At 60.5% G+C, this 25,007-nt stretch carries 18 protein-coding genes; 13 read left to right on the plus strand and 5 right to left on the minus strand.

The window, feature by feature from the left end:
• Positions 1-189: 189 nt before the first annotated feature.
• Positions 190-1,818, minus strand: coding sequence for a 3-(methylthio)propionyl-CoA ligase (locus B9Z48_RS18515; protein WP_089951741.1), 1,629 nt, complete (start codon positions 1,816-1,818; stop codon positions 190-192).
• A 123-nt stretch (positions 1,819-1,941) separates the two neighbouring features.
• Here B9Z48_RS18515 and B9Z48_RS18520 point away from each other — a divergent pair, with 123 nt between their 5' ends.
• From B9Z48_RS18520 to B9Z48_RS18550, 7 genes are all read left to right on the plus strand, one after another.
• Positions 1,942-3,489 (plus strand): YdiU family protein, encoded by a 1,548-nt coding sequence (locus B9Z48_RS18520; protein WP_108380249.1) that lies wholly within the window; start codon positions 1,942-1,944, stop codon positions 3,487-3,489.
• Positions 3,483-3,893, plus strand: coding sequence for a peptide-methionine (R)-S-oxide reductase MsrB (gene msrB / locus B9Z48_RS18525; RefSeq protein WP_194944569.1), 411 nt, complete (start codon positions 3,483-3,485; stop codon positions 3,891-3,893). Before B9Z48_RS18520 ends, msrB begins: the two co-directional genes overlap by 7 nt.
• Before the next feature lie 44 nt (positions 3,894-3,937).
• Complete coding sequence (locus tag B9Z48_RS18530; protein WP_089951731.1) at positions 3,938-4,480, plus strand: septation protein A; 543 nt, start codon at positions 3,938-3,940, stop codon at positions 4,478-4,480.
• Complete coding sequence (locus B9Z48_RS18535) at positions 4,477-4,749, plus strand: BolA family transcriptional regulator (RefSeq protein WP_089951728.1); 273 nt, start codon at positions 4,477-4,479, stop codon at positions 4,747-4,749. Before B9Z48_RS18530 ends, B9Z48_RS18535 begins: the two co-directional genes overlap by 4 nt.
• A gap of 85 nt (positions 4,750-4,834) precedes the next feature.
• On the plus strand, positions 4,835-5,608 hold the full coding sequence (locus B9Z48_RS18540) for a peptidylprolyl isomerase (RefSeq protein WP_108380250.1): 774 nt from the start codon (positions 4,835-4,837) through the stop codon (positions 5,606-5,608).
• 700 nt (positions 5,609-6,308) lie between these two features.
• Complete coding sequence (locus B9Z48_RS18545) at positions 6,309-8,279, plus strand: U32 family peptidase (protein ID WP_089951721.1); 1,971 nt, start codon at positions 6,309-6,311, stop codon at positions 8,277-8,279.
• A gap of 120 nt (positions 8,280-8,399) precedes the next feature.
• The gene (locus B9Z48_RS18550) at positions 8,400-9,845 is read left to right on the plus strand and encodes a sensor histidine kinase (RefSeq protein ID WP_089951718.1); all 1,446 of its coding nucleotides are present in this window, start codon (positions 8,400-8,402) and stop codon (positions 9,843-9,845) included.
• A gap of 329 nt (positions 9,846-10,174) precedes the next feature.
• On the opposite strand, the gene B9Z48_RS18555 is transcribed toward B9Z48_RS18550, so the two are convergent.
• Positions 10,175-11,137 carry a site-specific integrase gene (locus tag B9Z48_RS18555; RefSeq protein WP_089951715.1) on the minus strand — a complete coding sequence of 321 codons (963 nt, stop codon included), beginning with the start codon at positions 11,135-11,137 and terminating at the stop codon, positions 10,175-10,177.
• A 277-nt stretch (positions 11,138-11,414) separates the two neighbouring features.
• On the opposite strand from B9Z48_RS18555, the gene B9Z48_RS18560 reads away from it, so the two are divergent.
• From B9Z48_RS18560 to B9Z48_RS18570, 3 genes are read left to right on the plus strand one after another with little or no spacing between them, the layout of a single operon-like run.
• Entirely contained in the window at positions 11,415-12,479 is a 1,065-nt protein-coding gene (locus tag B9Z48_RS18560) for a DNA-binding protein (RefSeq protein ID WP_089951712.1), read from the plus strand.
• 30 nt (positions 12,480-12,509) lie between these two features.
• Positions 12,510-13,259 carry a tRNA (guanosine(46)-N7)-methyltransferase TrmB gene (gene trmB, locus B9Z48_RS18565; RefSeq protein ID WP_089951710.1) on the plus strand — a complete coding sequence of 250 codons (750 nt, stop codon included), beginning with the start codon at positions 12,510-12,512 and terminating at the stop codon, positions 13,257-13,259.
• Position 13,260: 1 nt separating this feature from the next.
• Positions 13,261-14,178 (plus strand): pseudouridine synthase, encoded by a 918-nt coding sequence (locus B9Z48_RS18570; protein ID WP_089951707.1) that lies wholly within the window; start codon positions 13,261-13,263, stop codon positions 14,176-14,178.
• A gap of 315 nt (positions 14,179-14,493) precedes the next feature.
• Here B9Z48_RS18570 and B9Z48_RS18575 read toward each other — a convergent pair whose 3' ends face one another.
• Together B9Z48_RS18575 and B9Z48_RS18580 are read right to left on the minus strand one after the other, a co-directional pair.
• The gene (locus B9Z48_RS18575; protein ID WP_199233552.1) at positions 14,494-17,610 is read right to left on the minus strand and encodes an FAD-binding and (Fe-S)-binding domain-containing protein; all 3,117 of its coding nucleotides are present in this window, start codon (positions 17,608-17,610) and stop codon (positions 14,494-14,496) included.
• Complete coding sequence (locus B9Z48_RS18580) at positions 17,607-18,332, minus strand: GntR family transcriptional regulator (protein WP_108380251.1); 726 nt, start codon at positions 18,330-18,332, stop codon at positions 17,607-17,609. Before B9Z48_RS18580 ends, B9Z48_RS18575 begins: the two co-directional genes overlap by 4 nt.
• A gap of 117 nt (positions 18,333-18,449) precedes the next feature.
• Here B9Z48_RS18580 and B9Z48_RS18585 point away from each other — a divergent pair, with 117 nt between their 5' ends.
• The 3 genes from B9Z48_RS18585 to B9Z48_RS18595 all read left to right on the plus strand — a co-directional run bounded on the left by B9Z48_RS18585 (position 18,450) and on the right by B9Z48_RS18595 (position 21,475).
• Entirely contained in the window at positions 18,450-19,640 is a 1,191-nt protein-coding gene (locus tag B9Z48_RS18585; RefSeq protein WP_108380252.1) for an alanine--glyoxylate aminotransferase family protein, read from the plus strand.
• A 69-nt stretch (positions 19,641-19,709) separates the two neighbouring features.
• Entirely contained in the window at positions 19,710-20,687 is a 978-nt protein-coding gene (locus B9Z48_RS18590) for a tripartite tricarboxylate transporter substrate binding protein (RefSeq protein WP_108380253.1), read from the plus strand.
• Positions 20,687-21,475: an enoyl-CoA hydratase/isomerase family protein gene (locus B9Z48_RS18595; RefSeq protein ID WP_108380254.1), complete on the plus strand. Its 789-nt coding sequence runs from the start codon at positions 20,687-20,689 to the stop codon at positions 21,473-21,475. Before B9Z48_RS18590 ends, B9Z48_RS18595 begins: the two co-directional genes overlap by 1 nt.
• A gap of 877 nt (positions 21,476-22,352) precedes the next feature.
• On the opposite strand, the gene alaS is transcribed toward B9Z48_RS18595, so the two are convergent.
• Entirely contained in the window at positions 22,353-25,004 is a 2,652-nt protein-coding gene (alaS, locus tag B9Z48_RS18600) for an alanine--tRNA ligase (RefSeq protein WP_108380255.1), read from the minus strand.
• Positions 25,005-25,007: the final 3 nt, after the last annotated feature.

Raw genomic sequence — 25,007 nt, forward strand, 5'->3', positions numbered from 1 at the left:
TCAGCCTCGTAGTCCCTGAACCACAGTCACTGACCGAGAAGACAAAAGAAACAGAGAAAGCTGAAAAACAACCGGTACCTATTGACAGGTCAATCCATACCAGGAGCCCCGCCCCCGGGGCGATGTGTCGTGGTCTGCGAGGCTGATCGCGACGGGGGCGTCGCTCCTACAAACGGCCCCTGTTTTGCATCAAAGACCCGGCAACACGTAATCGGCCAATTGTTCGCGCAAACGGGTCTTGAGCATCTTGCCGGTGCCGCCCAAAGGAATGGCATCGACAAAGACCACGTCGTCCGGAATCTGCCATTTGGCGGTCTTGCCGTCGTAAAAAGCAATGAGCTCTTCACGGCTGAGCTCCGCGCCCGGTTTCTTGACCACACACACAATCGGCCGCTCGTCCCACTTGGGGTGGCGCATGCCAATGCAAGCGGCCATGGCGACCGCCGGGTGGGCCATGGCGATGTTTTCCACATCGATCGAGCTGATCCACTCGCCGCCGGACTTGATCACGTCTTTGCTGCGGTCGGTGATTTGCATGAAGCCATCGGCGTCGATGGTGGCCACATCGCCTGTGGGGAACCAGCCGTCCACCAAGGGGGTGCCGCCTTCTTGTTTGTAATAAGAGGCAATCACCCAGGGGCCTTTGACCAGCAGGTCGCCTGCGGCCTTGCCATCGTGCGGCAGGGTGTGGCCGTCGGCATCGACGATCTTCATGTCAATGCCAAAAATGCAGCGGCCTTGCTTCATGCGCAGTTTCATCTGCTGCTCGGCGGGCAGGCTCAGGTGCTTGTTTTTCAGCGTGCACACGGTGCCCAGTGGGCTCAGCTCGGTCATGCCCCAGGCGTGCAACACGTCCACTTGATAGTCTTCGCGGAAGGCATCGATCATGGCGGGCGGGCAGGCCGAGCCACCAATCACGGTGCGGTTCAGGCGGCTGAACTTCAGGCCTGCCGGCTTCATGTGGCCCAGCAACATTTGCCACACAGTGGGCACACCGGCGGCAAACGTCACGCCTTCAGATTCGATCAGCTCATACACCGATTTGCCGTCCAGCGCCGGGCCAGGGAACACCAATTTGGACCCCGCCATGGCCGCGCTGTAGGGAATGCCCCAGGCGTTGACGTGGAACATGGGCACCACCGGCAAGATGGCGTCGCGCGCCGAAATGCACATCGAGTCGGGCAAGGCAGCGGCATAGGCGTGCAGCACGGTAGAGCGGTGGCTGTACAAAGCGCCCTTGGGGTTGCCCGTGGTGCCGCTGGTGTAGCACAAGCTGCAGGCGGTGTTTTCGTCGAGCTGCGGCCAGGTGTAGCTGCTGCTTTGCTGGCCCATCCAGGCTTCGTAACTCACCAAATTCGGGATGCCGGTGTCAGCGGGCAGTTTGTCGGCGTCGCACAAAGCCACGTAGTGCGTCACTGTTTTGCAATGCGCGTGCAAGGCCTGCACCAAGGGCAAAAACGTCATGTCAAAGCACAGCACCTGGTCTTCGGCGTGGTTGGCAATCCAGGCCATTTGCTCCGGGTGCAGGCGCGGGTTGAGGGTGTGCAGCACACGGCCCGAGCCGCTCACGCCAAAGTACAACTCCAGGTGGCGGTAGCCGTTCCAGGCCAAAGTGGCCACGCGGGCGCCTTGCGGAATGTTTTGACCGTCCAGGGCATTGGCCACTTGGCGCGAGCGGCGAGCCACTTGGGCCCAATCACTGCGGTGAATGTCACCCTCTACGCGGCGTGACACGATCTCGCTGTCGCCGTGGTGTTTCTCTGCAAATTCGATCAAAGAAGAAATCTGCAGCGATTGTTGTTGCATCAGTCCCAGCATGGGGGGTCTCCTGTCAGGGCGGTGGTTGGGTAAAAAAATCATTGTGCACCGGCGACACAGCGCGCCCCTAGTTAAAACCCGCCAAACAGCGGGTGCTTGTCAAGGGCGTGACAATCGGTCCCCATGTCATCTGCCCCTTTGGAAACCCCCACCAACCCTGCCAGCCCCTTGCCCGTGCTGGACTGGACACACCGCCTGACCCAATTGGGCCCCCGTTTTTGGACCCCCTTGCAGCCCACGCCCGTGGCCGCGCCACGCTGGGCCGCCCGCAACACCGATTTGCTGGCCCAACTGGGCTGGCCCGACGCGTTGTTTGACGACGACCACCTGCAAGCCTTCGCGGGCAATGCGCTCATGGTCGGCTCTCACCCACTGGCCACCGTTTACAGCGGGCACCAATTTGGTCAATGGGCCGGGCAGCTGGGCGACGGGCGGGCCATCTGGCTGGGCGAGGCCCAATCTGTGCAAGGCCCGCAAGAGATTCAGCTCAAAGGCGCGGGCCGCACACCCTACTCGCGCGGCGGCGATGGCCGGGCTGTGCTGCGCTCCAGCATCCGCGAATACCTGTGCAGCGAAGCCATGCACGGCCTGGGCATTGCCACCACCCGGGCGCTGTGCCTGGTGGCTTCGCCCGAACCCGTGCGCCGCGAAACCCTCGAAACCGCCGCCATCGTCTCCCGCGTCGCCCCCAGCTTTTTGCGCTTTGGCCACTTCGAGCATTTTTCAGCCCAAGGCGACACCGACAGCCTGCGCACCCTGGCCGACCACACCATCGCCCACCACCTGCCCGAATGCCTCGAACGCGCCGAGCGCTGGCAAGGCAATGTGTACGCCGCCCTGCTCGATGAAGTGCAAGAGCGCACCGCCCAATTGCTCGCCCAATGGCAGGCGGTGGGCTTTTGCCACGGCGTCATGAACACCGACAACATGAGCCTGCTGGGCTTGACCATCGACTACGGCCCCTTCCAGTTCATGGACAGCTTTGACCCCGGTCACATCTGCAACCACTCGGACCACCAAGGGCGCTACGCCTACGGACGCCAACCCAACGTGGCCTATTGGAATTTGTACTGCCTGGCGCAGGCGCTGGCCCCCTTGATCGATGACCACGACATGACGCTGCAGGTGCTGGAGGGCTATAAAACCCTGTTCCCCCGCTACTTGGGCGATGCCATGCGGGCCAAACTGGGCTTGACCGGCGACTTGGCCCCCGAATCCGAGCGTGAAGCCGACTGGACCCTCGTTGAAGACGTGATGCAGCTCATGGCGGCTGAAAAAGTGGACTTCACCCTGTTTTGGCGGCAACTGAGCCAAGCGGTGGTGCATCAATCGACCGCTTCTGCTTTGAGCGATGCGGGCTGGAGCGCTGTGACCGACCTGGTCCTGGACCGCCCTCGCCTGCTGGCTTGGTTGGCGCGGTACACCGAACGGGCTGGACGTGCGCATTTTTCAGCCATGGGACCACAGATGTTGCGCACCAACCCGAAGTTTGTGCTGCGCAACCACTTGGCCGAGGTGGCCATTCGCCAAGCCCAAGCGGGTGACTTCTCGGAAATCGAGACCCTCTACAACTTGTTAAAGTCCCCCTTCGACGAGCATCCAGGCTGTGAGGCCTATGCCGACCTTCCGCCCGACTGGGCGGCCCAACTGGAAATCAGCTGTTCATCATGAACCAAATCACCAAAACCGACCAAGAGTGGCGCGAACTGCTGGCCGCCAAAGGGGCTGAGCCTGTGGCCTACGCCGTCACTCGCCAAGCCGCCACCGAGCGCCCGTTCACCGGCAAATACGAGGGCCATTGGTCCAGCGGCATTTACCGCTGCATCTGCTGCGACGCCGAGCTGTTCAAGTCGGGCACCAAGTTTGACGCGGGGTGCGGCTGGCCAAGCTTTTACCAAGCGGCCTCCGAAGGGGCCATCGAAGAGCGCGTGGACACCAGCCACGGCATGCGCCGGGTGGAAACCGTGTGCGCCCAATGCGGCGCGCACCTGGGCCATGTGTTCGAAGACGGCCCTGCCCCCACGGGCTTGCGTTACTGCATGAACTCCGCCTCGTTAGACTTCGAGGCTTCCTGACCCAACCGGCTGTGCATGACTGGCACGGCCTTGCGACCCATTTCATGAAATTCATCCTCGACTTTTTCCCCATCCTGCTGTTTTTTGGCGCGTACAAGATGGGCGACATCTACACCGCCACGGCGGTGCTCATGGCAGCCACCGTGCTGCAAACGGCCATCATTTACAAAATGGACGGCAAACTGCAGACCATGCACAAGATCACGCTGGTGCTTGTGCTGGGCTTTGGTGCCCTGACCCTGGGCCTGCACGACGAGCGCTTCATCAAGTGGAAACCCACCTTGTTGTACTCAGGTTTGGCCATTGCCTTGGCTGTGGCGCATTGGTTTTTGAAGAAAAACTTTTTGCACATGCTGCTGGGCGCGCAACTGCAGCTGCCCCATGCCGTGTGGAACCGCCTGAACCTGTCGTGGATGGTGTATTGCGTTTTCATGGCCACCATCAACGCTTACGTGGCGCACTACTTCAGCACCGAAGACTGGGTCAACTTCAAGCTCTGGGGTTACGTGTTCCCGGTGGTCTTTATATTGGGACAAGGCCTGTACATCTCGCGCTACTTGCCCAAAGACGAGGACAAACAGCCATGAACCAGACCACTTTGCCCCTCAGCGCCCAAATCCACGCCCGCCTGACCGAGCGTTTGCAACCTACCGAGTTGCGCGTCACCGACGAGAGCGCTGCACATGCCGGCCACATGGGGGCCAACGACAGTGGCCAAGGTACGCACATGCGGGTGTGCATTGCTTCACCTTTGTTTACAGGCATCAGCCGCGTACAGCGCCATCGCCTTGTGTATGATGCGCTGCAAGATTTCATTGACCAAGGCTTGCACGCTTTGGCCATCGAGCTGATCTGAATCCGGGCCGTCACCCACATCGGTGGCAGCCCCTTTTTTTGAACCCTTCACTTACACCTGACACAACGTCATTGAGGAAAAAACGATGAAAAAGCAAATGCTCAGCGCCGCTTTGGTGGCCTTGCTGGCGACCCCCGTTCTGGCGCAAAACCTGGCAGTCGTCAACGGCAAGCCTGTGCCTTCTTCGCGCGTCAAAGCGCTGCAGCAGCAAGTTGAGGCCTCTGGCCGCCCGGTCACCCCCGAAGTGCTGGCCCAGATCAAAGAAGAGCTGATCGCCCGCGAAGTGTTCATGCAAGAAGCCCGCAAGCGCGGCCTGGACGCCTCTGACGACTACAAAACCCAGCTGGAACTGGCCCGTCAAACCATCTTGATTCGCCAATTGTTTGCCGACTTCCAAAAGAAAAACCCCGTCACCGATGCCGACATCAAGGCTGAATACGACAAGTTTGCTGCGGCCAACGGTGGCAAGGAATACCGTGCACGTCACATTTTGGTCGAGACCGAAGCCGACGCTAAAGCCCTGATCGCCGAAATCAAAAAAGGCGGCAGCTTTGAAGAGTTGGCCAAAAAAGCCTCCAAAGACCCAGGGTCTGGTGCCAACGGTGGTGACCTGGATTGGGCCGCAGCGGGCAGCTACGTGCCTGAGTTTTCCGGTGCCATGACCAAGCTGGAAAAAGGCCAGATGACCGACACGCCTGTCAAGAGTCAGTTTGGCTTTCACATCATCCGTGTGGACGACGTGCGTGAAGCCCAGTTGCCCAAGCTCGACGAGGTCAAACCCCAGATTTCACAGCAGCTGCAACAGCAAAAACTGGCCAAGTTCCAGGAAGACCTGCGCAGCAAAGCCAAGATTCAGTGATCTGAGTTCTTGCTGCTTGCAACCCCAAAACGCGGCTTCGGCCGCGTTTTTTATTCGCTGTTAATCCGGCCTTGTAAGATTTGCAGTGAAGGTGGGTCTTGGGCTTGGCGATCAGTCATTGGACGAGTGTGGGGCCCCTGCCCTCGAGGCGATCGTGTTTTTGTAGGCCCCCCGCCCTCGGGGCGATGGTTGGTGGTCTGCGAGGCTTTTCGCGACGGGGGCGTCGCTCCTACGGGGACACTGCCCTGCATTTTGTAGGAGCCCCACCCTCGGGGCGATTCTTGGTGGTCTGCGAGGCTTTTCGCGACGGGGGCGTCGCTCCTACGGGGACACTGCCCTGGATTTTGTAGGAGCCCCGCCCTCGGGGCGATGGTTGGTGGTCTGCGAGGATTTTCGCGATGGGGGCGTCGCTCCTACAGGGACACTGCCCTGGATTTTGTGGGAGCCCCGCCCTCGAGGCGATTCTTGGTGGTCTGCGAGGCTTTTCGCGACGGGGGCGTCGCTCCTACAGGGACATTGCCCTGGATTTTGTGGGAGCCCCGCCCTCGGGGCGATTCTTGGTGGTCTGCGAGGCTTTTCGCGACGGGGGCGTCGCTCCTACAGGGACATTGCCCTGGATTTTGTGGGAGCCCCGCCCTCGGGGCGATGGTTGAGGGTCTGCCAGCGTTGCCAACTTCACAAGCTGGGATAATCCCAGCCCATGCAGCCTCACCACCTCGAACTCCTTGCCCCCGCCCGCACCTTCGACATCGGCATCGAAGCCATCAACCATGGCGCCGATGCGGTCTACATTGGCGGCCCGTCTTTTGGGGCGCGGTCCACGGCGGACAACAGCATCCAGGATATCGCCAAGCTGGTGCAATACGCGCACCGCTTTCATAGCCGGATTTTTGTCACGCTCAACACCATCTTGCGCGACGACGAGCTGGAAGGGGCCCGCAAGCTGGCCTGGCAGCTCTATGACGCAGGTGTGGACGCGCTGATCGTGCAAGACATGGGTTTGCTGGAGATCGACATGCCGCCGATCCAGCTGCACGCCAGTACCCAAACCGACATCCGCACGCCCGAGAAAGCCAAGTTTTTGCAAGACACGGGTTTGAGCCAGATCGTATTGGCCCGTGAACTCACATTGCCACAGATCAGTGCCATCCGCGATGTGATCGACACCGAACGCACCGTGATCGAATTCTTTGTGCACGGCGCTTTGTGCGTGGCCTACAGCGGCCAATGCTTCATCAGCCATGCCCACACCGGGCGCAGCGCCAATCGGGGCGAGTGCTCACAAGCCTGCCGCCTGCCCTACGAAGTCAAAGACGCACAGGGCCGCATCGTGGCGCACGACAAGCATGTGCTGAGCATGAAGGACAACAACCAGAGCGATAACGTGCGCGATTTGGTGGATGCGGGTATCCGCAGCTTCAAGATCGAAGGCCGTTACAAAGACATGGCCTATGTGAAAAACATCACGGCCCATTACCGCAAGCTGTTTGACGAAGTGCTGGCCGAGCGGCCAGAGCTGGCCCCGTCCTCGCACGGCCGCAGCACTTTCAGCTTCGAGCCCGATCCGAACCAAAACTTCAACCGCGAGTTCACCGACTACTTTGTGCAGGGCCGCAAGGAAGACATCGGCGCGTTTGACACGCCTAAAAACCCCGGTCAGCCCATCGGTTGGGTCAGCAAGGTGACGGCCGAGCACGTCGAAATCACCACCGAAGACCCGGCCACCGAGCTGCACAACGGTGACGGGCTTTGCTACTACGACCTGCAAAAAGAGTTGGTGGGCCTGCAAATCAACCGCGCCGAAGCCGCCAAAGGCAAAGGGGTGTGGAAGCTTTTCCCCAAAGACCCGATGGACGGCTTCAAGGACTTGCGCCAAGGCGTGCAGGTCAACCGCAACCGCGACATGAGCTGGGTGCGCACACTGGACAAAAAGTCTGCCGAGCGCCGCATGGGCGTGTGGATGCAGCTGGCTGAAAACGCCGATGGCTTGCAACTGACGCTGACCGACGAGGTCGGCCACAGCGCCACGGCGCACATGGCCGTCGCCTGGCAAGCCCCCAAAGACTCCGCCCAGGCCGAGGACAAACTCAAAACCGCTTTGGGCAAACTGGGGGACACCCTGTTCGAGCCACTGGACGTGCAGCTCGCCCTGCCCCGCCCCTGGTTTGTGCCGCCTTCCCAGCTCAACGCCTTGCGCCGCGACGCCGTTCAAGCCCTAGAAGATGCCCGTGCCCAAGGCCTGCACCGCCTGCCGCGTGCTGCGCCGGTGGAGCCACCTGTCGCGTACCCCGAAGACACGCTGACCTATTTGGCCAATGTGTTCAACCAAAAAGCCCGTGACTTTTACGCCAAGCACGGCGTCAAGGTGATCGCTGCCGCCTACGAGGCGCAAGAAGAGCTGGGCGAAGTCAGCCTGATGATCACCAAACACTGCGTGCGCTTTAGCCTCAGCCTGTGTCCCAAACAAGCCAAAGGCGTGACGGGCGTGCAAGGGACGGTGAAAGCCGAGCCCATGCAGCTGATCAATGGCAAGGAAAAACTCACCCTGCGATTTGACTGCAAACCCTGTGAAATGCATGTGGTCGGCAAGATCAAAAAGTCGGTACTCAACGCCGTGCCGGAAAGCCCGGTGCAGTTTTACAAGACACGGCCTGTGGTGGGACTGCACTGAACGGCTGAGATCGTTCAGCTCTAGGGGGCAACAAGGCGCATGCCTTGATGGTCGTTTTAAATTTGTTCATTCCATGCTTAAATTGATAAAAATTTTATTTTTATCAATAAATGACCCAGCATGGCTGCCTACAACGTCCAAAGTCTGTTCATCTTCTTTGGCCTGGTTTCCTTGCTTGGGGGTCTGGCGGCGAGTTTGTTTTTTCATCGCCTGGACGCCTCGGCCCGCTATTGGACGGTGGCGGCGTTGCTTTGGGGTGTGACCGGCATACCCACTGTTTTTCGCGATGTTTTGCCTCCGCTGTGGTCTTACAGCATCCCCATCGGTCTCAACAGCGCCAGTTTTGTGTTGATGGGCTTGGGGATCGCACGGCTGTATGACCACTCACCCCAACTACGCCGCTTGATGGCCCTGGCCGCAGGCACGGCGGTGTTCATTGTGCTCATGGAGTGGTGCCGCATCCACCTGGGGCCCAAGGCCAGCTTGTTCTTGTCGGTCATGGCGTTCGGGATTCCCTCTGTGCTGTCGATTTGGCCCGCCCGACAGGTGTACCGCCAAACCAGCAACCCTTTTGCTTGGCACATGCAATGGGTGCTGGGCGGCTTGGGCTTGCTGCATTTTGTTCGGCTTCAGGCCTGGATAGCCCCGTGGCGCATCGAAACCTTCACCCAGGACCATTGGACACTGGCCTTGTGGTCACTGATTTTTGTGTTCGGACTTTTACGCTACGTGATGTATGTGGCCATGCGCATTCAGGAACAAGCCCAAGATTTGTCACAAAAGGCCCTGGAAAGTGCCCGCTTGCAGGCCAACCGCCGCTTGCTTGAAGAGTTGTCACAACACGAACGACAGCGCAGTTTAGGTTTTATTTCGGGTGCCATATGCCACGAATTGAACCAACCCTTGACGGCCATTCAAGGGTACGCGGAGCTGGCGCAGCACCGGGTTCAGACTCAAATGCTGAACGATCCGGCCCTGTCCCAGTGTCTTGAGGGCATTGTCAGTGCCAACCAAAGGGCCAGCGAGATGGTGCGAAGCATTCGCCAATATGCCTCACCGGCGAGCAACACCACAGAGCGCATCAGTTTGCGCGACACGCTGAACAGTGCCTGCACATTGCTTCACATCGAAGCTCAAGAAAATGGCGTCACACTTCAAAAGCCCTTCAACATGCCACAGGCTTGGCTTCAGGCCGATCCGCTGCAGCTGACACTGGTCTGGCAAAACCTGATACGCAACGCCATCACAGCCATGGCGCATTCAACGCAGCGGCAACTGACCATCACTTGGATGCCAGAAGACTCAAATGGGGTTTTGAGCTTTCAAGACACCGGCCCGGGGTTTCCAGCCGACGCTGAAAAATTTGTCATGATGCCCTTCACCAACGATCGGTCCCCGGGCTGGGGCGTGGGACTGTCCGTGGTCCGCCACATCATTGCGGGTGCAGGCGGAAAACTCTGGTTTCACAACCTTCCAGGCGGCGGTGCCTGTGTCAAGGTGCAGCTGCCTTTGTCCGATGCACCCTCTCATGCCCTTGATGATCCTGCCCCGAGGGCGATAAAGTAGCTTTTGCCTTTGTGAGAGTCCCCCTGAGGACGATGACTTTTTGCTTTTGTGGAACCTGCCATCGGTGCGATTGGGCGTAGTCTGCGAGGGTTTTCGCGACGAGGGCGTCGCTCCTACAAGGGAAGGACCTGCATTTTGTAGGAGCCCTGTGCTCGGGGCGATGGCAGTGGTCTGCGATGGTTTTCGCGACGAGGGCGTCGCTCCTACAGGGGAAGGACCTGCATTTTGTGGGAGCCCTGCCGCCTTGGCGATGGGGGTGGCGCACGCCCTGCTTACCTGCGGGCAGAGGATTGGCTGCTGCAAAAAACATCGCTTGGTTTGCAATGTGTTCAGCTGTCTTTTGCCAAAGCGGGCAATGAAGACAGCGACGCTTCAAATTGGGCACGCAAGCTGGCATCGGACACCTCCAGATAACGCATGGCCGATTTGACATCTTTCCAGCCCACATAGGCCATGAGCGCCTTGAGGTCCCAGCCGCTGTCTCGGGCCCAACCGGCAAAGCCCCGGCGCATGGAGTGGCTGCTGTACGCCTCTGAGCCTTCGATGCCCACCTCACAAAACAGACTGCGCAGCAGAGGAATCAAGCTGTCGGCGTTCAAACCCTGCGCGGCAACACGGCCCCAACGGTCAATTTTTCGGTACACCGGCCCTTGGCTCAAGTTGGCCAAAGTGACCCAAGCCTGGTAGGCGCTCACCGGGCACAGTTGCGACAAAGCCGGGCAACTGTGATGTCGCCCCAGGCTTTGACGGTCGGTTTTGCTGCTGCCCAGGTAACACACCAGCCCCTCGCCTGCCGTGATTTGGACATTTTCCACGCGCAAGTTGACCAGCTCATCCGAGCGAAAACCGCGCCAAAAACCCAGCAGCAAGAGACTGCGGTTGCGAGTGTGCCGCAGCAACGCCGCCATGTCTTGCAAGGTCTGGGCCTGTTCAATGCGATCACCCAGCCACTGGTCAATGCGCTGAACCACCTCGATCTCCAGTGGGCGGGCCCTTTTTTCAGCCACCCCATGCAGCGAGCGTATCCCTTTGAACACTTGGCGCACTTTGCTGGCCTTGGTCGGATCAGCAAAGCCATGGTCGACATGCCAGCGCGACAGGGCGGCCAGTCGCTGGCGAAGGGTGTTGATCGCCAAGCTGCCCGCGTGATCGGCCAGGTATCGGCAGATCTCGTCGCTGGTGGTGGGCAACAAGCCACGCCACTCGACTTCGAAATGGCGCACTGCCGCCGCGTAGCTTCTGCGGGTGTTTTCTCGTTCGGCCGCGGCCAGGTACTGCTCGACACGGTCCACGTTCTCTCCAGTTGTGATGCGGGTTGCGCGGTGGCCTCGACCTGGCATGTTATTTGGGCTTTTGCGTCGGCTGACCCGTTTGGGCCATGGCGTGATGCGCATCCATGCCCAAAACCGCTATTTTTTCCATTTTTCCAAGACCTAAAAGGCCGTGTTGACGATCATACATGTGGTAATCCGCCATTACCCCATGTTAAAAATTTTGAATATATTTTATTTTTGACTGAAATTTAGTATGTAATATCATATTACGTACCACAGTACACAAAGAGACATCATGGCCAGATCAGGCATTTACAAGGCAGAAGTCCAGCGGGCAAGAGACGCGCTGTTGGCCATGGGGCGTCACCCCTCCATCGATGCGGTGCGCGAAGAACTGGGCCATACCGGCTCCAAAAGCACGATTCACCGCTTTTTGAAAGAAATTGAAGAGGAAGAAGGTCCCAAAAACGATTCCCCCTTGAGCATCAGCGAAACCCTGCAAGACTTGGTGAGCCGTCTGGCCCATCAGCTCAACGAAGAGGCGCAAACGCAAATCACCCGCGCACAACAAGCGCATGCGGCGCAGCTCAGCGTGCACCAGCAAGAGGCCGAAGCGCTCAGGGCAGAAACACTGGGCCTTCGGCAAGAATTGAAACAAACACACCAGTCTTTGGACACAGAAACAAAGGCACACGCCCACACCCGCCAAGACCTGAACGTCAAGATCCTGGAATGGACACAACTGACACAGCAAGTGATGGACTTGCAGGCCCAGCTTAAAGCCCAAGAAAAACACCGCCTGTCCTTGGAAGACAAGCACCAACATGCCCGCCTGGCGCTGGACCACTTCCGCGAATCCAGCCAAGCCCAGCGCACGCAAGATCAACGCAGGCATGAACAACAAGTCCAATACCTGCAAACCGAATGCCGAACGCTGAGCGAAAGCCTCGCGGCCAAACAGCAAGACCTGGCACTGGCAAACCAGGAAAATGTCCGTCTGTCAGGTGATTTGTCACACAGCCAAAGCGATGCACAACGCTGGCAAGACGAGGCCCTGGCGCTACCCCCCCTCAAAGAACAGCTCCAACAGGCACAAGCTCAAGCCGATTCACGCGCTCAACAACTCGCCGAACTGAGGGTGCTGCAGCAACAATCTGAAGCTTCAGCACAGGCCCTGCAACAAAAAAATCAGGAACTGAGCGCACTTCAACAGCAAGCCGAGTTGACGCAAGCCACGCTTCAATCGGCCTTGTCGGTGCAAGAGCACATGGTGAACAGTTTGCTGGCCAAACTGACGGTCACCACCGCACCCGACAACACCGAGCCCCTCAACCCAGCAGATCCGGCAGACCCGCGATAATCGCAGTCTTTGCGACACACCCAAGCCCCCATGACAAAGCCCGAAGAAAACCCCCGCGAAGCGGAACAGCCAACCCCACCCAGCCCACAGGCCCAGGACGCCCCGTTCATGCGCACCATCAAGACCTATGTGCTGCGGGCCGGGCGCATGGGCTCCGGTCAGGTGCGGGCTTTCGAGCAATTTGGCCCCCGGTTCTTGATTCCTTACGGCCCAGAGCGCCTGGATGTGCCCGCTGCTTTTGGTGGCACCGGCCCATTGATTTTGGAAATCGGATTTGGCATGGGTGATGCCACCGCCAAGATCGCACAAGTGCGTCCCGATGACCACTTTTTATGCTGTGAAGTTCACGAGCCCGGGGTGGGAGCCTTGCTCAAACGCTGCGGCGAGGAGAACATTGCCAACATCCGCATCGTGCAGCATGACGCCATCGAGGTCATGGACAACATGCTGGGACCCGACAGCCTGGACGGCGTGCACATCTTCTTTCCAGACCCCTGGCACAAAAGCCGCCACCACAAGCGCCGCCTGATCCAATCGCCCTTCATCGAGCGCCTGGCCCGGCACATCAAGCCTGGCGGCTACCTGCACTTGGCCACCGACTGGCAACCCTATTCCGAACAAATGATGGGCGTGCTGCGGGCCGAGCCTTTGCTGGTCAACACCAGCGATGCAGCCGACGGCTTTGCCGCCAAACCCGACTACCGGCCCCTGACCAAGTTTGAAAACCGGGGCCTGAAACTCGGCCATGGTGTGTGGGACCTGGTGTTTCGCCGCGTCTGAGATGCGCCATTCAGGGCCCCCCCGTCCCTTTCCCCTGCGCGATGGGGTCAGCGCCAGTGTGGTGTCGGTGCCGCAGGGCGCAGCCCATTTGCTCGATTTTTTGGCCCAGCGCATGCCGGGCATCTCACGCAGCGAATGGGCCGAGCGCTTGTCGCAAGGCTTGGTGCTGCATGAAAACGGCCAAACCGCCCAAGCCGACGAAACCTGCCGCCCCGGCCAACGCCTGTATTACTACCGCCATCTGGCCGATGAACCGGTCTTGCCGTTTCAGGCGCATGCCCTGTTTGAAGACGATCACTTGCTGGTGGTCGACAAACCCCATTTCATGCCAGTCACGCCTTCCGGGGCTTATGTGCAGCAAAGCCTTTTGGTGCAACTGAAAAGGCAAACGAGTTGCGCAGATTTGGTGCCCTTGCACCGCATCGACCGCGAAACCGCAGGTTTGGTGTTATTTGGCAAACGCCTGCAAGAGCGCGACGCCTACCACGCGCTGTTTCGCGACCACCGGATTCACAAGACCTACCACGCGGTGGCGGCGCATGCGCCCCATCTGAACTGGCCACTTGTTCACGCCAGCCGATTGGTTCCGGGTGAGCCGTTTTTCAGAACCCAGGAAGTGCCTGGGCCGACCAACAGCGAAACCCGCATCGCTTTGCTGCACACCCAAGGCCAACGGGCCCTGTACGCGCTGCAGCCCATCAGCGGCAAGCACCACCAGCTGCGGGTGCACATGAACGCCTTGGGCATGCCCATCGAAGGCGACCCTTTTTACCCCACCGTCTTGCGCGGACCAAACGCCCCCGAAGACTTCAGCCAGCCCTTGCAGCTTTTGGCTCAGTCGCTGCGTTTCACCGACCCGGTGACCGGCCAAGCCCGCCAGTGGACCAGCAGACTGCGTTTGTCACTCAGTCCGCCTTGATGCATTGAAGAGATGCGGCCCGCAGCGGTGTGCATGAACGGCTTTTGTGGGAACAACTCCCTTACCCCGATCGTGCCTCGCAGACCACCAAGAATCGCCCCGAGGGCGGGGCTCCCACAATATGCAAACATGCCCCTGTCATTGCAGGTTGCCCCCTGTAACTGCAGACATGCCCCTTGTAGGAGCGACGCCCTCGTCGCGATCAAGCCTCGCAGACCACCAAGAATCGCTCAGAGGGCGGGGCCCCCACAACATGCAGGATTGCCCCCTGTAAGTCCTGAACAAGCCTTTCACATCCAGCTTGACTGGGCCAGATCAATCACCTGGCAACAAACCCGCCAGCAACTGGCTCAAGTGCACGGCCTCGCGCTGAGCACCGTCGTGGATCTGGTGGCGGCAGCTGGTGCCGTCGGCCACCACAATCGCATCGGGCTGGGCCCGAACAGCAGGCAGCAAACTCAGCTCGGCCATTTGCATCGAGACTTCGTAGTGGCTGGCCTCGTAGCCAAAGCTGCCCGCCATGCCGCAGCAACTGCTCTCGATCAGCTGGGGCTTGGCCCCTGGAATCCAGCGCAAGACCTCCATCACGGGTGACACCGCGTCAAAGGCTTTTTGGTGGCAGTGACCGTGCAGCAAAACCGGGCGGTCCACCGGGGCGATCTGCGCTTTGAGCGCTTCCAGCTGCCCGGCTTGCGCTTCACGGGCCAAAAACTCTTCAAACAGCAAAGCCTGCTGTGAGATTTTTTGAGCCCCATCACCCAAGCCCATCACCAGCAACTCGTCGCGCAGGGTCAGCAAACACGAGGGCTCCAGGCCCACGATGGACAGCCCTTTTTCGGCAAAAGGCAGCAGGCTTTGCACGACTTCGCTGGCTTTTTCGCGGGCTTTGTCCACCATGCCCGTGGCCAAATAAGTGCGGCCGCAGCACAGGTGCTGGCCGTCGTCTTTCAGTTTGGTCGCCACATGCACGGTGTAACCGGCCGCCTGCAGCACCTTGACGGCCGCGTGGGCGTTGGCCGACTCCAAATAGCCGTTGAAGGTGTCTACAAACAAGACCACGCCGCGCGCGGCGGCCAACACCTCTTCGCGGCTGGCGGTGGCTTGTGCAGCGCTTGGCGGGGTGTTGAAGAAGTGACGCATTTGCCATTCGGGCAAGCTGCGTTTGGCCGACAGGCCCAAGAGCTTTTCAGTCAAAGCGGCCAGCAGCGGCATGCGGTTGCGCAGGTTCAAAACCGGGGCCAAGTGAGCCGCCCAGCGGGCGTATTCGGGCAGGTAGGCCACCAGCTTGTCTTGCAACGTGTGGCCGTGTTGGGCCTTGTAGTGCTGCAAAAACTCGACTTTCATTTTGGCCATGTCCACCCCAGTGGGGCAATCGCGTTTGCAGCCTTTGCAGCCCACACACAGGTCCATCGCGTCGTGCACCGCTTGGCTGGACAGGGCATCTTGCCCAGACAGACCGTCAATCTGGCCGCTGAGCGCCAAGCGCAAGGTGTTGGCGCGGCCACGCGTCAGGTGTTTCTCGTCGCGGGTCACGCGGTAGCTGGGGCACATGGTGCCCGCATCGAACTTGCGGCAGTGGCCGTTGTTGTTGCACATCTCCACCGCCTTGGCCAGGCCTTGGGCCGGGTCGCCGCCGGTGCCTGGGGCGCTGGTTTGCTCGGTGACCGGGTCGTTTTGCACGTTCCAGGCGCTCCAGTCGAGCGCGGTTTTGATGGGCACCACCTTGTAGGTGGGTGGAAAGCGCATCAGCGTGGTGTCGTCCATTTTGGGCGGGTTGACAATGCGCTGCGGGCACAGCAGTTGCTGAGGGTCCATCTCGCGTTTGATCTTTGCAAAGGCCTCGTTGATGCGCGGGCCAAACTGCCAGCCAATCCACTCGCCACGGCACAGCCCGTCGCCGTGCTCGCCACTGAAAGCACCCTTGTAGCGGCGCACCAGTTCACTGGCCTCTTCAGCAATGGCGCGCATCTTGGCAGCGCCATCGCGGCGCATGTCCAAAATGGGCCGCACATGCAAAGTGCCCACCGAAGCGTGGGCGTACCAAGTGCCCCGGCTGCCGTATTTGCGAAACACCCCGGTCAAGGCATCGGTGTACTCGGCCAAGCTTTCGAGCGGCACGGCGCAGTCTTCAATGAAGCTCACCGGTTTGCCATCCCCGCGCAGGCTCATCATGATGTTCAGGCCCGCCTTGCGCACTTCCCACAGGTTTTTCTGCGGCGCATCCTGAACCATCTCGACCACACTGCCGGGCAGGCCCAAGTCGCCCATCAACTCCACCAGCTCCTTGATCTTGTGCGTGATGTCGGCCTTACTGGGTCCTGAAAACTCCACCAACAACACCGCCTCGGGCATGCCGCCGTTGATGTGTGGCGACAAGGCGGTGCGGATGGTGGGCGCAAAGGCCGGGTTTTGCAAAGACAGCTCGATCATGGTGCGGTCCACCAGCTCGACCGCCGACAGCTGCCCCACGGGCATGCCCTGCCCCAGCTTGACGATGTGCTGGGCCGCGTCCATGGCTTGGTAAAAGGTCGGGAAATTCACCACACCCAGCACTTTGGCACGCGGCAACTCGGCCAAGCGCAAAGTCAGCGAACGGGTCAGCGCCAATGTGCCCTCGCTGCCAATGAGCAAATGCGCCAGGTTGACCGAGCCGTCCGCCGTGTAAGGCCGCTCGTTTTGGTTGCGGAAGATGTCCAGGTTGTAACCGGCCACGCGGCGCATGACTTTGGGCCAGTGGGCGTCGATTTCACTGGCGTGTTGCAGCGCCAAGTCGCGCACAAAGTCACCAATCTGGCGAGCGCGGCCTTGGGCTTTTTCATAGGCTCCAAATTCGAGCAAACTGCCATCGGCCAACCAAGCCTCAGCCCCCAGCACGTTGTGCACCATGTTGCCGTAAGCGATCGAGCGGCTGCCGCACGAGTTGTTGCCCGCCATGCCGCCCAAGGTGGCTTGGGCGCTAGTGGACACGTCCACCGGGTACCACAGGCCATGGGTTTTGAGGGCCGCGTTCAGGTGGTCCAGCACCAAGCCCGGCTCCACGGTGGCGGTGCGCTGCTCGGCATCGACCGCCATGATCTTGCGCATGTGTTTGGCGTGATCGATGACCAGACCCGCGCCCACGGTTTGGCCACACTGGCTGGTGCCGCCGCCGCGCGGCACGATGGGCACGCCCAAGTCCCGGCAAATGTCCAGCGCCGTGCGCACATCGGCTTCGTCACGCGGCACAAAAACCCCCACAGGCATGACCTGGTAAATCGAGGCATCGGTGGCGTAGCGGCCCCGGTCGGCCGCAGAAAACAAGACCTCGCCTCGGGTGTCCGAGCGCAGCCGTTGGGCCAACAAACCGGCCACCTCGTTGAAGTGGCTGGCCACGGTCTCGTAGCTTTGGTCTGGCGAGGCTTTGGACAGATCGATGAGCAAAGGGGCGTTCATGAGGCTTGTCCTTCTGTGAGGGATGGCGATGTCTTGTGGTCAGTGGTGGAGGCGATAGAAGCGCTGCGCAGCTGCTCGATCACCACGTTGCGCTTGTTGTCCAAGTGCTGCATCAGCACCTGGCGCAGGGCTGCAGCGTCGCGTGCCTCCAGCGCCTGCACCATGGCGATGTGTTCGTCCACAGCGCGTTGCCATTTGTCTCCGTCCTGGTTGGAGCGAAAACGCAGCGCCTGCAAACGGGCATTGACCTGGTTGTAGGTCGCGGTCAGCACCGGGTTCTTGGCCGCCGCGTTGAAGCTGCGGTGAATGGCCGCGTTGATTTGGTAATAGGCCGACAGGTCGCGCCGGGTGTAAGCGGCCAGCATCTCGTAATGCAAGGCCTTGATTTCATTGAGTTCGGCATCGGTCACGCGCTGTGCGGCCAGCTCGCCCGACAGACCCTCCAGCCCGGCCATCACCTCAAAGGTGTGGCGCACATCGGCCTCGCTCAGCTGCACCGCCACCGAGCCCCGGTTGGGCAAGAGCTCCACCAAACCCTCGGCCGCCAGCATTTTGATGGCCTCGCGCAACGGGGTGCGCGAAATGTTGAGCTCTTCGCACAAGGTGCGCTCGTTGAGTTTGCCGCCGGGAGGAATCAAGCCCTCGACCAACATCTGGCGCAGGCGCTGCGCGACCTGTTCATGCAAGACAGGACGGGCTATGGACAGGTGTTCTGAAGCCATGAAATTATTTTGAATACAAAAAATGATTGATATGACTCTAATTCTAGGACAATCACCCTTGACAAATGTATTTTGAATACAAAAAATAGTCCAAAAATTGAAAGGCGTTTTCAGCTCATGCTCACCACCAACTTCCACCCCACGGGCCGTCACTTTCTGCAGATCCCCGGCCCGTCTCCCGTGCCCGACCGCATCTTGCGGGCCATCAGTTCGCCCACCATTGACCACCGAGGCCCCGAGTTCGGCGCACTGGGCAAGAAGGTGCTGGCCGATGTGCAAAAGATTTTCAAAACCAGCCACCCCGTCATGATCTACCCCGCCTCGGGCACCGGGGCTTGGGAGGCGGCTCTGAGCAACGTGCTCAGCACCGGCGACCATGTGCTGATGTACGAAACGGGCCACTTTGCGTTTTTATGGAACAAGCTGGCCAATCAGCTGGGTCTGAAATCAGAGGTCATCAGCCTGCCAGGCTTGGAGGGCTGGCGCAACGGCGTGCAGGCCGATTTGATCGAGCAGCGCTTGAAAGCCGACACGGGGCACAGCATCAAAGCTGTCTGTGTAGTGCACAACGAAACCTCAACCGGTGTGACCAGCGACATTGCTGCCGTGCGCCGCGCGATCGACGCCGCCAAACACCCCGCCTTGCTCTTGGTCGACACCATCTCGGGCTTGGCTGCTACCGACTACCGGCACGACGAATGGGGCGTGGACGTGACCATCAGCGGATCACAAAAAGGCCTGATGCTGCCACCCGGCATCAGCTTCAACGCCCTCTCGCCTCGCGCCATCGAAGTCAGCCAAAAAGGCGGCATGGCCCGCAGCTACTGGGCCTGGGGCGAGATGATCGAGATGAACAAAAACGGCTACTGGCCCTCCACCCCCAACACCAATTTGCTCTATGGCCTGAGCGAGGCCTGCGACATGCTGCTGGCCGAAGGCCTGGACCAGGTCTTTGCGCGTCACCAGCGCTGGGCCGCTGGCGTGCGTGCGGCCGTCAACGCTTGGGGCCTGCCCATCCAGTGCGCCGACCCGGCTGTCTACTCCCCCATCCTGACCGGTGTCATGACCCCTGAGGGCGTGGACGCCGACGCGGTGCGCAAAGTCATCCACGAACGCTTTGACTGCTCGCTGGGCACGGGCCTGGGCAAAGTCAAAGGCCGCATGTTCCGCATTGGCCACCTGGGCGACAGCAACGACCTGACCTTGATCGCCACCGTGGCGGGCTGCGAAATGGGCCTGAAGCTCTCGGGCGTGGCGCTGCAAGGCAGCGGCGTGCAGGCCATCATGGACCACTTTTCGAGCCACTGAAACCAGGGCACAGAACCCAGGGCTATCCGTTTTCTCGCGTGCATTTCCAACAAAACCCAAGGAGACAACATGAAACGCAGAACCTTTGTGGCCGCTACTGCCGCCACCGCCGCAACGATGGTGGCCCCGTCGATCCAGGCCCAAACCTTGCCCGCCGGACCGGTGCGAATCTTGGTGGGATTTGCACCAGGCGGCGGCACCGACATCCTGGCCCGCATCGTGGCGCAAAAACTGCAAACCATGTGGGGCGTCACGGTGCTGGTTGAAAACCGCGCTGGTGCCACTGGGGTGATCGCTGCCGAAGCGGTGGCCAAGGCGGCCCCTGACGGCAACACGCTGCTCATGGCCCACATCAACAGCCATGCGCTGGCCCCTGCCCTCATGCCCAAGCTCAGCTATGTGGTGGACCGCGATTTCACGCCATTGACCTTGGTTGGGATCACGCCCAATTTGCTCATCTGCAACAACGACCAACCCGCCAAAACCGTGGCTGAACTGGTCGCGCAGTGCAAGGCCAACCCCGGCAAAGTCAGCTTTGGCTCTGCCGGTCAAGGCTCGGCCCAGCACATGGCGCTCGAGTCCTTCAAATTGGCAGCGGGTGTCGACACCATTCACATTCCCTACAAAGGATCGGGACCGATGTTGGCCGATTTGATCGGCGGGCAAATTGCTTACTCTTTTGACACCATGACCGCAGCGACACCCCACGTCAAAAGCGGCAAGGTGCGTGCGATTGCACAAACCCGTGCCAAACGGGCGTCAAGCTACCCCAATGTGCCCACCATGGTCGAAGCAGGTTTCCCCAACTTTGAAGCCACAACTTGGTACGGATTGGTCGGCCCTGGCAAGCTGCCCCCTGCCATGGCGCAACGCATGAACGAGGACATCAACAAGGTCTTGGTCATGCCCGATGTGGTCGAAAAATTGGCCCAATACGGCGCAGAAGACGGTGGCGGTTCGGCCCAACGCTTTGCCGACTTCATCCGGACCGAACAAGTCAAGTGGGCCAAGGTGGTCAAAGACAGCAACGTGAAGCTGGACAGCTGATGACCGATACCCTGACCGCTGGAACGGTGGACCTGGCTGTCGAGCATGGCGTGGCCACCGTGACGTTCAACCGACCTCAGGCGCGCAACGCCATGACCTGGGGCATGTACCAAGAGCTCAGTCGCCTTTGCCACAGCTTCAAAGCCGATGCAAACATTCGTGCGGTGGTGTTTCGAGGTGCGGGTGGGCGGGCCTTTGTAGCAGGCACTGACATCGAGCAATTCATTTCATTTCGCACGGGCGATGACGGTGTCGCCTACGAGGCCCAAATCGAGGCCTGCGTCGACTTGCTTTGCTCACTGCCCATGCCCACGGTGGCGCTCATTGAAGGCTGGGTCGTGGGCGGCGGACTGGCCATAGCAACGGCATGCGACTTTCGACTGGCCACGCCCGATTCACAACTGGGTGTGCCGATTGCCAAAACTTTGGGCAACTGTTTGTCAGTGGCCAACGTGGCCAGGCTCAGTGCCGCTTTGGGGCACCAACGCGTCAAACGCATGCTCATGCTGGCCGAGATGATCGGGGCCGAAGAGGCCCTGGGCTGCGGTTACCTGCACCAACTGGCTGCGCCAGAAGACATCGTCGAAGCGACAAACGCCTTGGTGCAGCGCCTGACGGCTTTGGCCCCGGTGACCCAACAAGTGAGCAAACAAGCCCTCAACCGTCTGGTCAAACACAGCGCCCCCGAAGCCGAAGACCTGATTCGCCAAGCCTATGGCAGCGAGGACTTCCACGAAGGCGTCAAGGCTTTTGTCGCCAAGCGCAAACCCATTTGGAAAGGCCTTTGACCCTCTACAGGGCACAGCGCTGAACGCGGTGATGCATGTGGGAGCCCTTCGCCCGGGGCGATTGCTGGGGTTTGCGAGGCTTGATCGCGACGGGGTGTCGCTCCTACGGGGGGCAATGCGCTGCATTTTGTAGGAGCCCCGCCCTCGGGGCGATTGTTGGGGTCTGCGAGGCTTGATCGCGACGGGGGCGTCGCTCCTACAGGGGGAATGCGCTGCATTTTGTAGGAGCTCCGCCCTCGGGGCGATTCTTGGGGTTTGCGAGGGTGATCGCGACGGGGGCGTCGCTCCTACAGGGGGAATGCGCTGCATTTTGTAGGAGCCCCGCCCTCGGGGCGATTCTTGGGGTTTTCGAGGCTTGATCGCGACGGGGGCGTCGCTCCTACAGGGGGAGATGCCCTGGATTTTGTAGGAGCCCCGCCCTCGGGGCGATTGCTGGGGTTTGCGGGGCTTGATCGCGACGGGGGCGTCGCTCCTACGGGGGGCAATGCGCTGCATTTTGTAGGAGCCCTTCGCTCGGGGCGATTGTTGGGGTCTGCGAGGGTGATCGCGACGGGGGCGTCGCTCCTACAGGGGGAATGCGCTGCATTTTGTAGGAGCCCCGCCCTCGGGGCGATTCTTGGGGTTTGCGAGGGTGATCGCGACGGGGGCGTCGCTCCTACGGGGGGCAATGCGCTGCATTTTGTAGGAGCCCCGCCCTCGGGGCGATTGTGGGTGGTTTGCGAGGGTGATCGCGACGGGGGCGTCGCTCCTACAGGGGGGTGCGCTGCATTTTGTAGGAGCCCCGCCCTCGGGGCGATTGTTGGGGTCTGCGAGGCTTGATCGCGACGGGGGCGTCGCTCCTACGGGGGACGCGAGACGCGCCATCAGGCCGTCACATTCAGACCCGCTCGGTCACCCAGGCCTGCACGCTGGACAGCGCTGCGGGCAAGGCCGCCGCGTTGGTGCCACCGGCCATGGCCACATCGGGCTTGCCGCCGCCTTTGCCGCCCACCTGACCCGCCACAAAGTTGGCCAGCTCACCGGCTTTGACTTTGCCCACAGTGTCGGCGGTCACGCCAGCGACGATCTGCACCTTCTCACCGTCCACAGCGGTCAAGACAATCACAGCCGTTTTCATCTTGTCTTTGAGCTTCTCCACGGTATCGCGCAAGGTCTTGGCGTCGGCTCCTTCGAGCTTGGCCACCAGCAGTTTGACGCCCTTGACGTCCACGGCCTGGGTCATCAACTCATCGCCCTGGGCAGAAGCGAGCTTGCCTTTGGCGGCGGCCAGTTCTTTCTCGAGCGCCTTGACCTGGTCGAGCACCTGCGCGATGCGGTTGTTCAGCTCGGCAGGCTGGGCTTTCAGCGTGCCAGCGGCTTGCGTCACGGTGTCTTCAAGGGACTGCAAATAAGCCAAAGCATTCACGCCAGTCACGGCTTCGATGCGTCGCACACCAGCGGCCACGCCGCCTTCGCTGACGATCTTGAACAGGCCAATGTCGCCCGTGGCTTTGACGTGGGTGCCGCCGCACAGCTCGCGGCTGGAGCCAATGTCGAGCACGCGCACGGTCTCGCCGTATTTCTCGCCAAACAGCATCATGGCGCCCGTTTTCTGGGCGCTTTCGATGTCCATGACACGGGCTTGTGCCGCAGCGTTGGCCAAGATTTCGGCGTTCACACGCGCTTCGATCTCACGAATTTCAGCGTCGGTCACAGGTGCGTTGTGCGCAAAGTCAAAACGGGTGCGCTCGGCGTTGACCAAGCTGCCCTTTTGCTGCACATGGCTGCCCAGCACTTCGCGCAGGGCTTTGTGCATCAAGTGGGTGGCGGAGTGGTTGCGCACAGTGGCAGCGCGTGCGGCCGTGTCCACATGGGCTTGCACCGCGTCGCCCACCTTCAGGCTGCCGGTTTTGACTTCACCGTGGTGGCCAAACACATCGGCCTTGATCTTGAGCGTGTCGGCCACGTTGAACTGGCCGCCCGCGTTGTGGATCATGCCTTGGTCGCCCACCTGACCGCCCGACTCGGCGTAGAACGGGGTCGTGTCCAACACCACCACGCCTGATTGGCCAGCTTTCAGCTCGGTCACGGCGTTGCCGTCGGCGTACAAGGCCAGCACTTTGGCGTTGGCCGTCAGGTCGTCGTAGCCCACAAAGTCGTTGCCCTCGCCCGAATAGTCGAGCGCCTTGTCCATCTTGAACTTGCCTGCCGCACGGGCCTGGGCCTTTTGCTTTTCCATGGCGGTGGCAAAACCAGCCTCGTCCACGCTCAGGCCACGCTCACGGCACACGTCGGCCGACAAGTCGAGCGGGAAGCCATAGGTGTCGTGCAACTTGAAGGCCACTTCGCCCGGCAGCACTTTCACGCCGTCATGAAGGGCCGCGTCCAGAATTTGCATGCCGCTTTGCAGCGTCTCAAAGAAGCGCTCTTCTTCCACACGCAAGATGTCTGCGATGCGCTCGGCCTGATCGGCCATGTTGGGGTAAGCCGCGCCCATGAGCTTCACCAAATCAGGCACCAGCTTGTGGAAGAACGGGGTCTTTTGGCCGAGCAAATAACCATGGCGAATGGCGCGGCGCACGATGCGGCGCTGCACATAACCCCGGCCTTCGTTACTTGGCACCACACCGTCGCTCACCAAAAACGCGGTGGCACGGATGTGGTCGGCGATCACGCGCAGCGACTTGTTGTTCAGGTCGGTGCAGCCGGTTTCGCGCGATGCGGCTTTGATCAGCGCGTCAAAGATGTCGATTTCGTAGTTGCTGTGAACGTGCTGCAAGATGGCCGCCAGCCGCTCCAGGCCCATGCCGGTGTCCACGCAGGGCGCGGGCAGCGGCGTGACGGCACCGGTCTCGTCCATGTTGAACTGCATGAACACGTTGTTCCAGATTTCGATGAAACGGTCGCCGTCTTCATCGGGGCTGCCGGGTGGGCCGCCGGGGATGTGCGCGCCGTGGTCGTAAAAAATCTCGGAGCAAGGACCGCAAGGGCCCGTGTCGGCCATCATCCAGAAGTTGTCGGACTTGTAGCGGCCACCTTTGTTGTCACCGATGCGGATGATGCGGTTTTCTGATTGGATGCGCTCAGGCGTCCAGCCGGCTTTGACAAAAATGGCTTCCCAAATGCCATGGGCCTCGTCGTCTTCCATGTAGACCGTGGCGTACAGCTTGTCGGCAGGCAGTTTGTAGACCTGGGTCAGCAGCTCCCACGCCCACTCCAGCGACTCGCGCTTGAAGTAGTCGCCAAACGACCAGTTGCCCAGCATCTCAAAAAAGGTGTGGTGGCGGGCGGTGTAGCCCACGTTTTCCAGGTCGTTGTGCTTGCCACCGGCACGCAGGCAGGCTTGCACAGAGGCGGCACGCACGTAACTGCGCTTGTCCGAGCCCAAAAACACGTCTTTGAACTGGACCATGCCCGAGTTGGTGAACATCAAGGTCGGGTCGTTGCCCGGCACCAAGGGGCTGGACGCCACCACGGTGTGCCCTTTGGACTCAAAAAAGTCCAAAAAGGTCTTGCGGATGTCGGAAACAGAAAAAGTGGCTTGGCTCATGGG

The sequence above is a fragment of the Limnohabitans sp. WS1 genome, assembly GCF_003063265.1.
In the GTDB taxonomy this organism is placed as follows: domain Bacteria; phylum Pseudomonadota; class Gammaproteobacteria; order Burkholderiales; family Burkholderiaceae_C; genus Limnohabitans_A.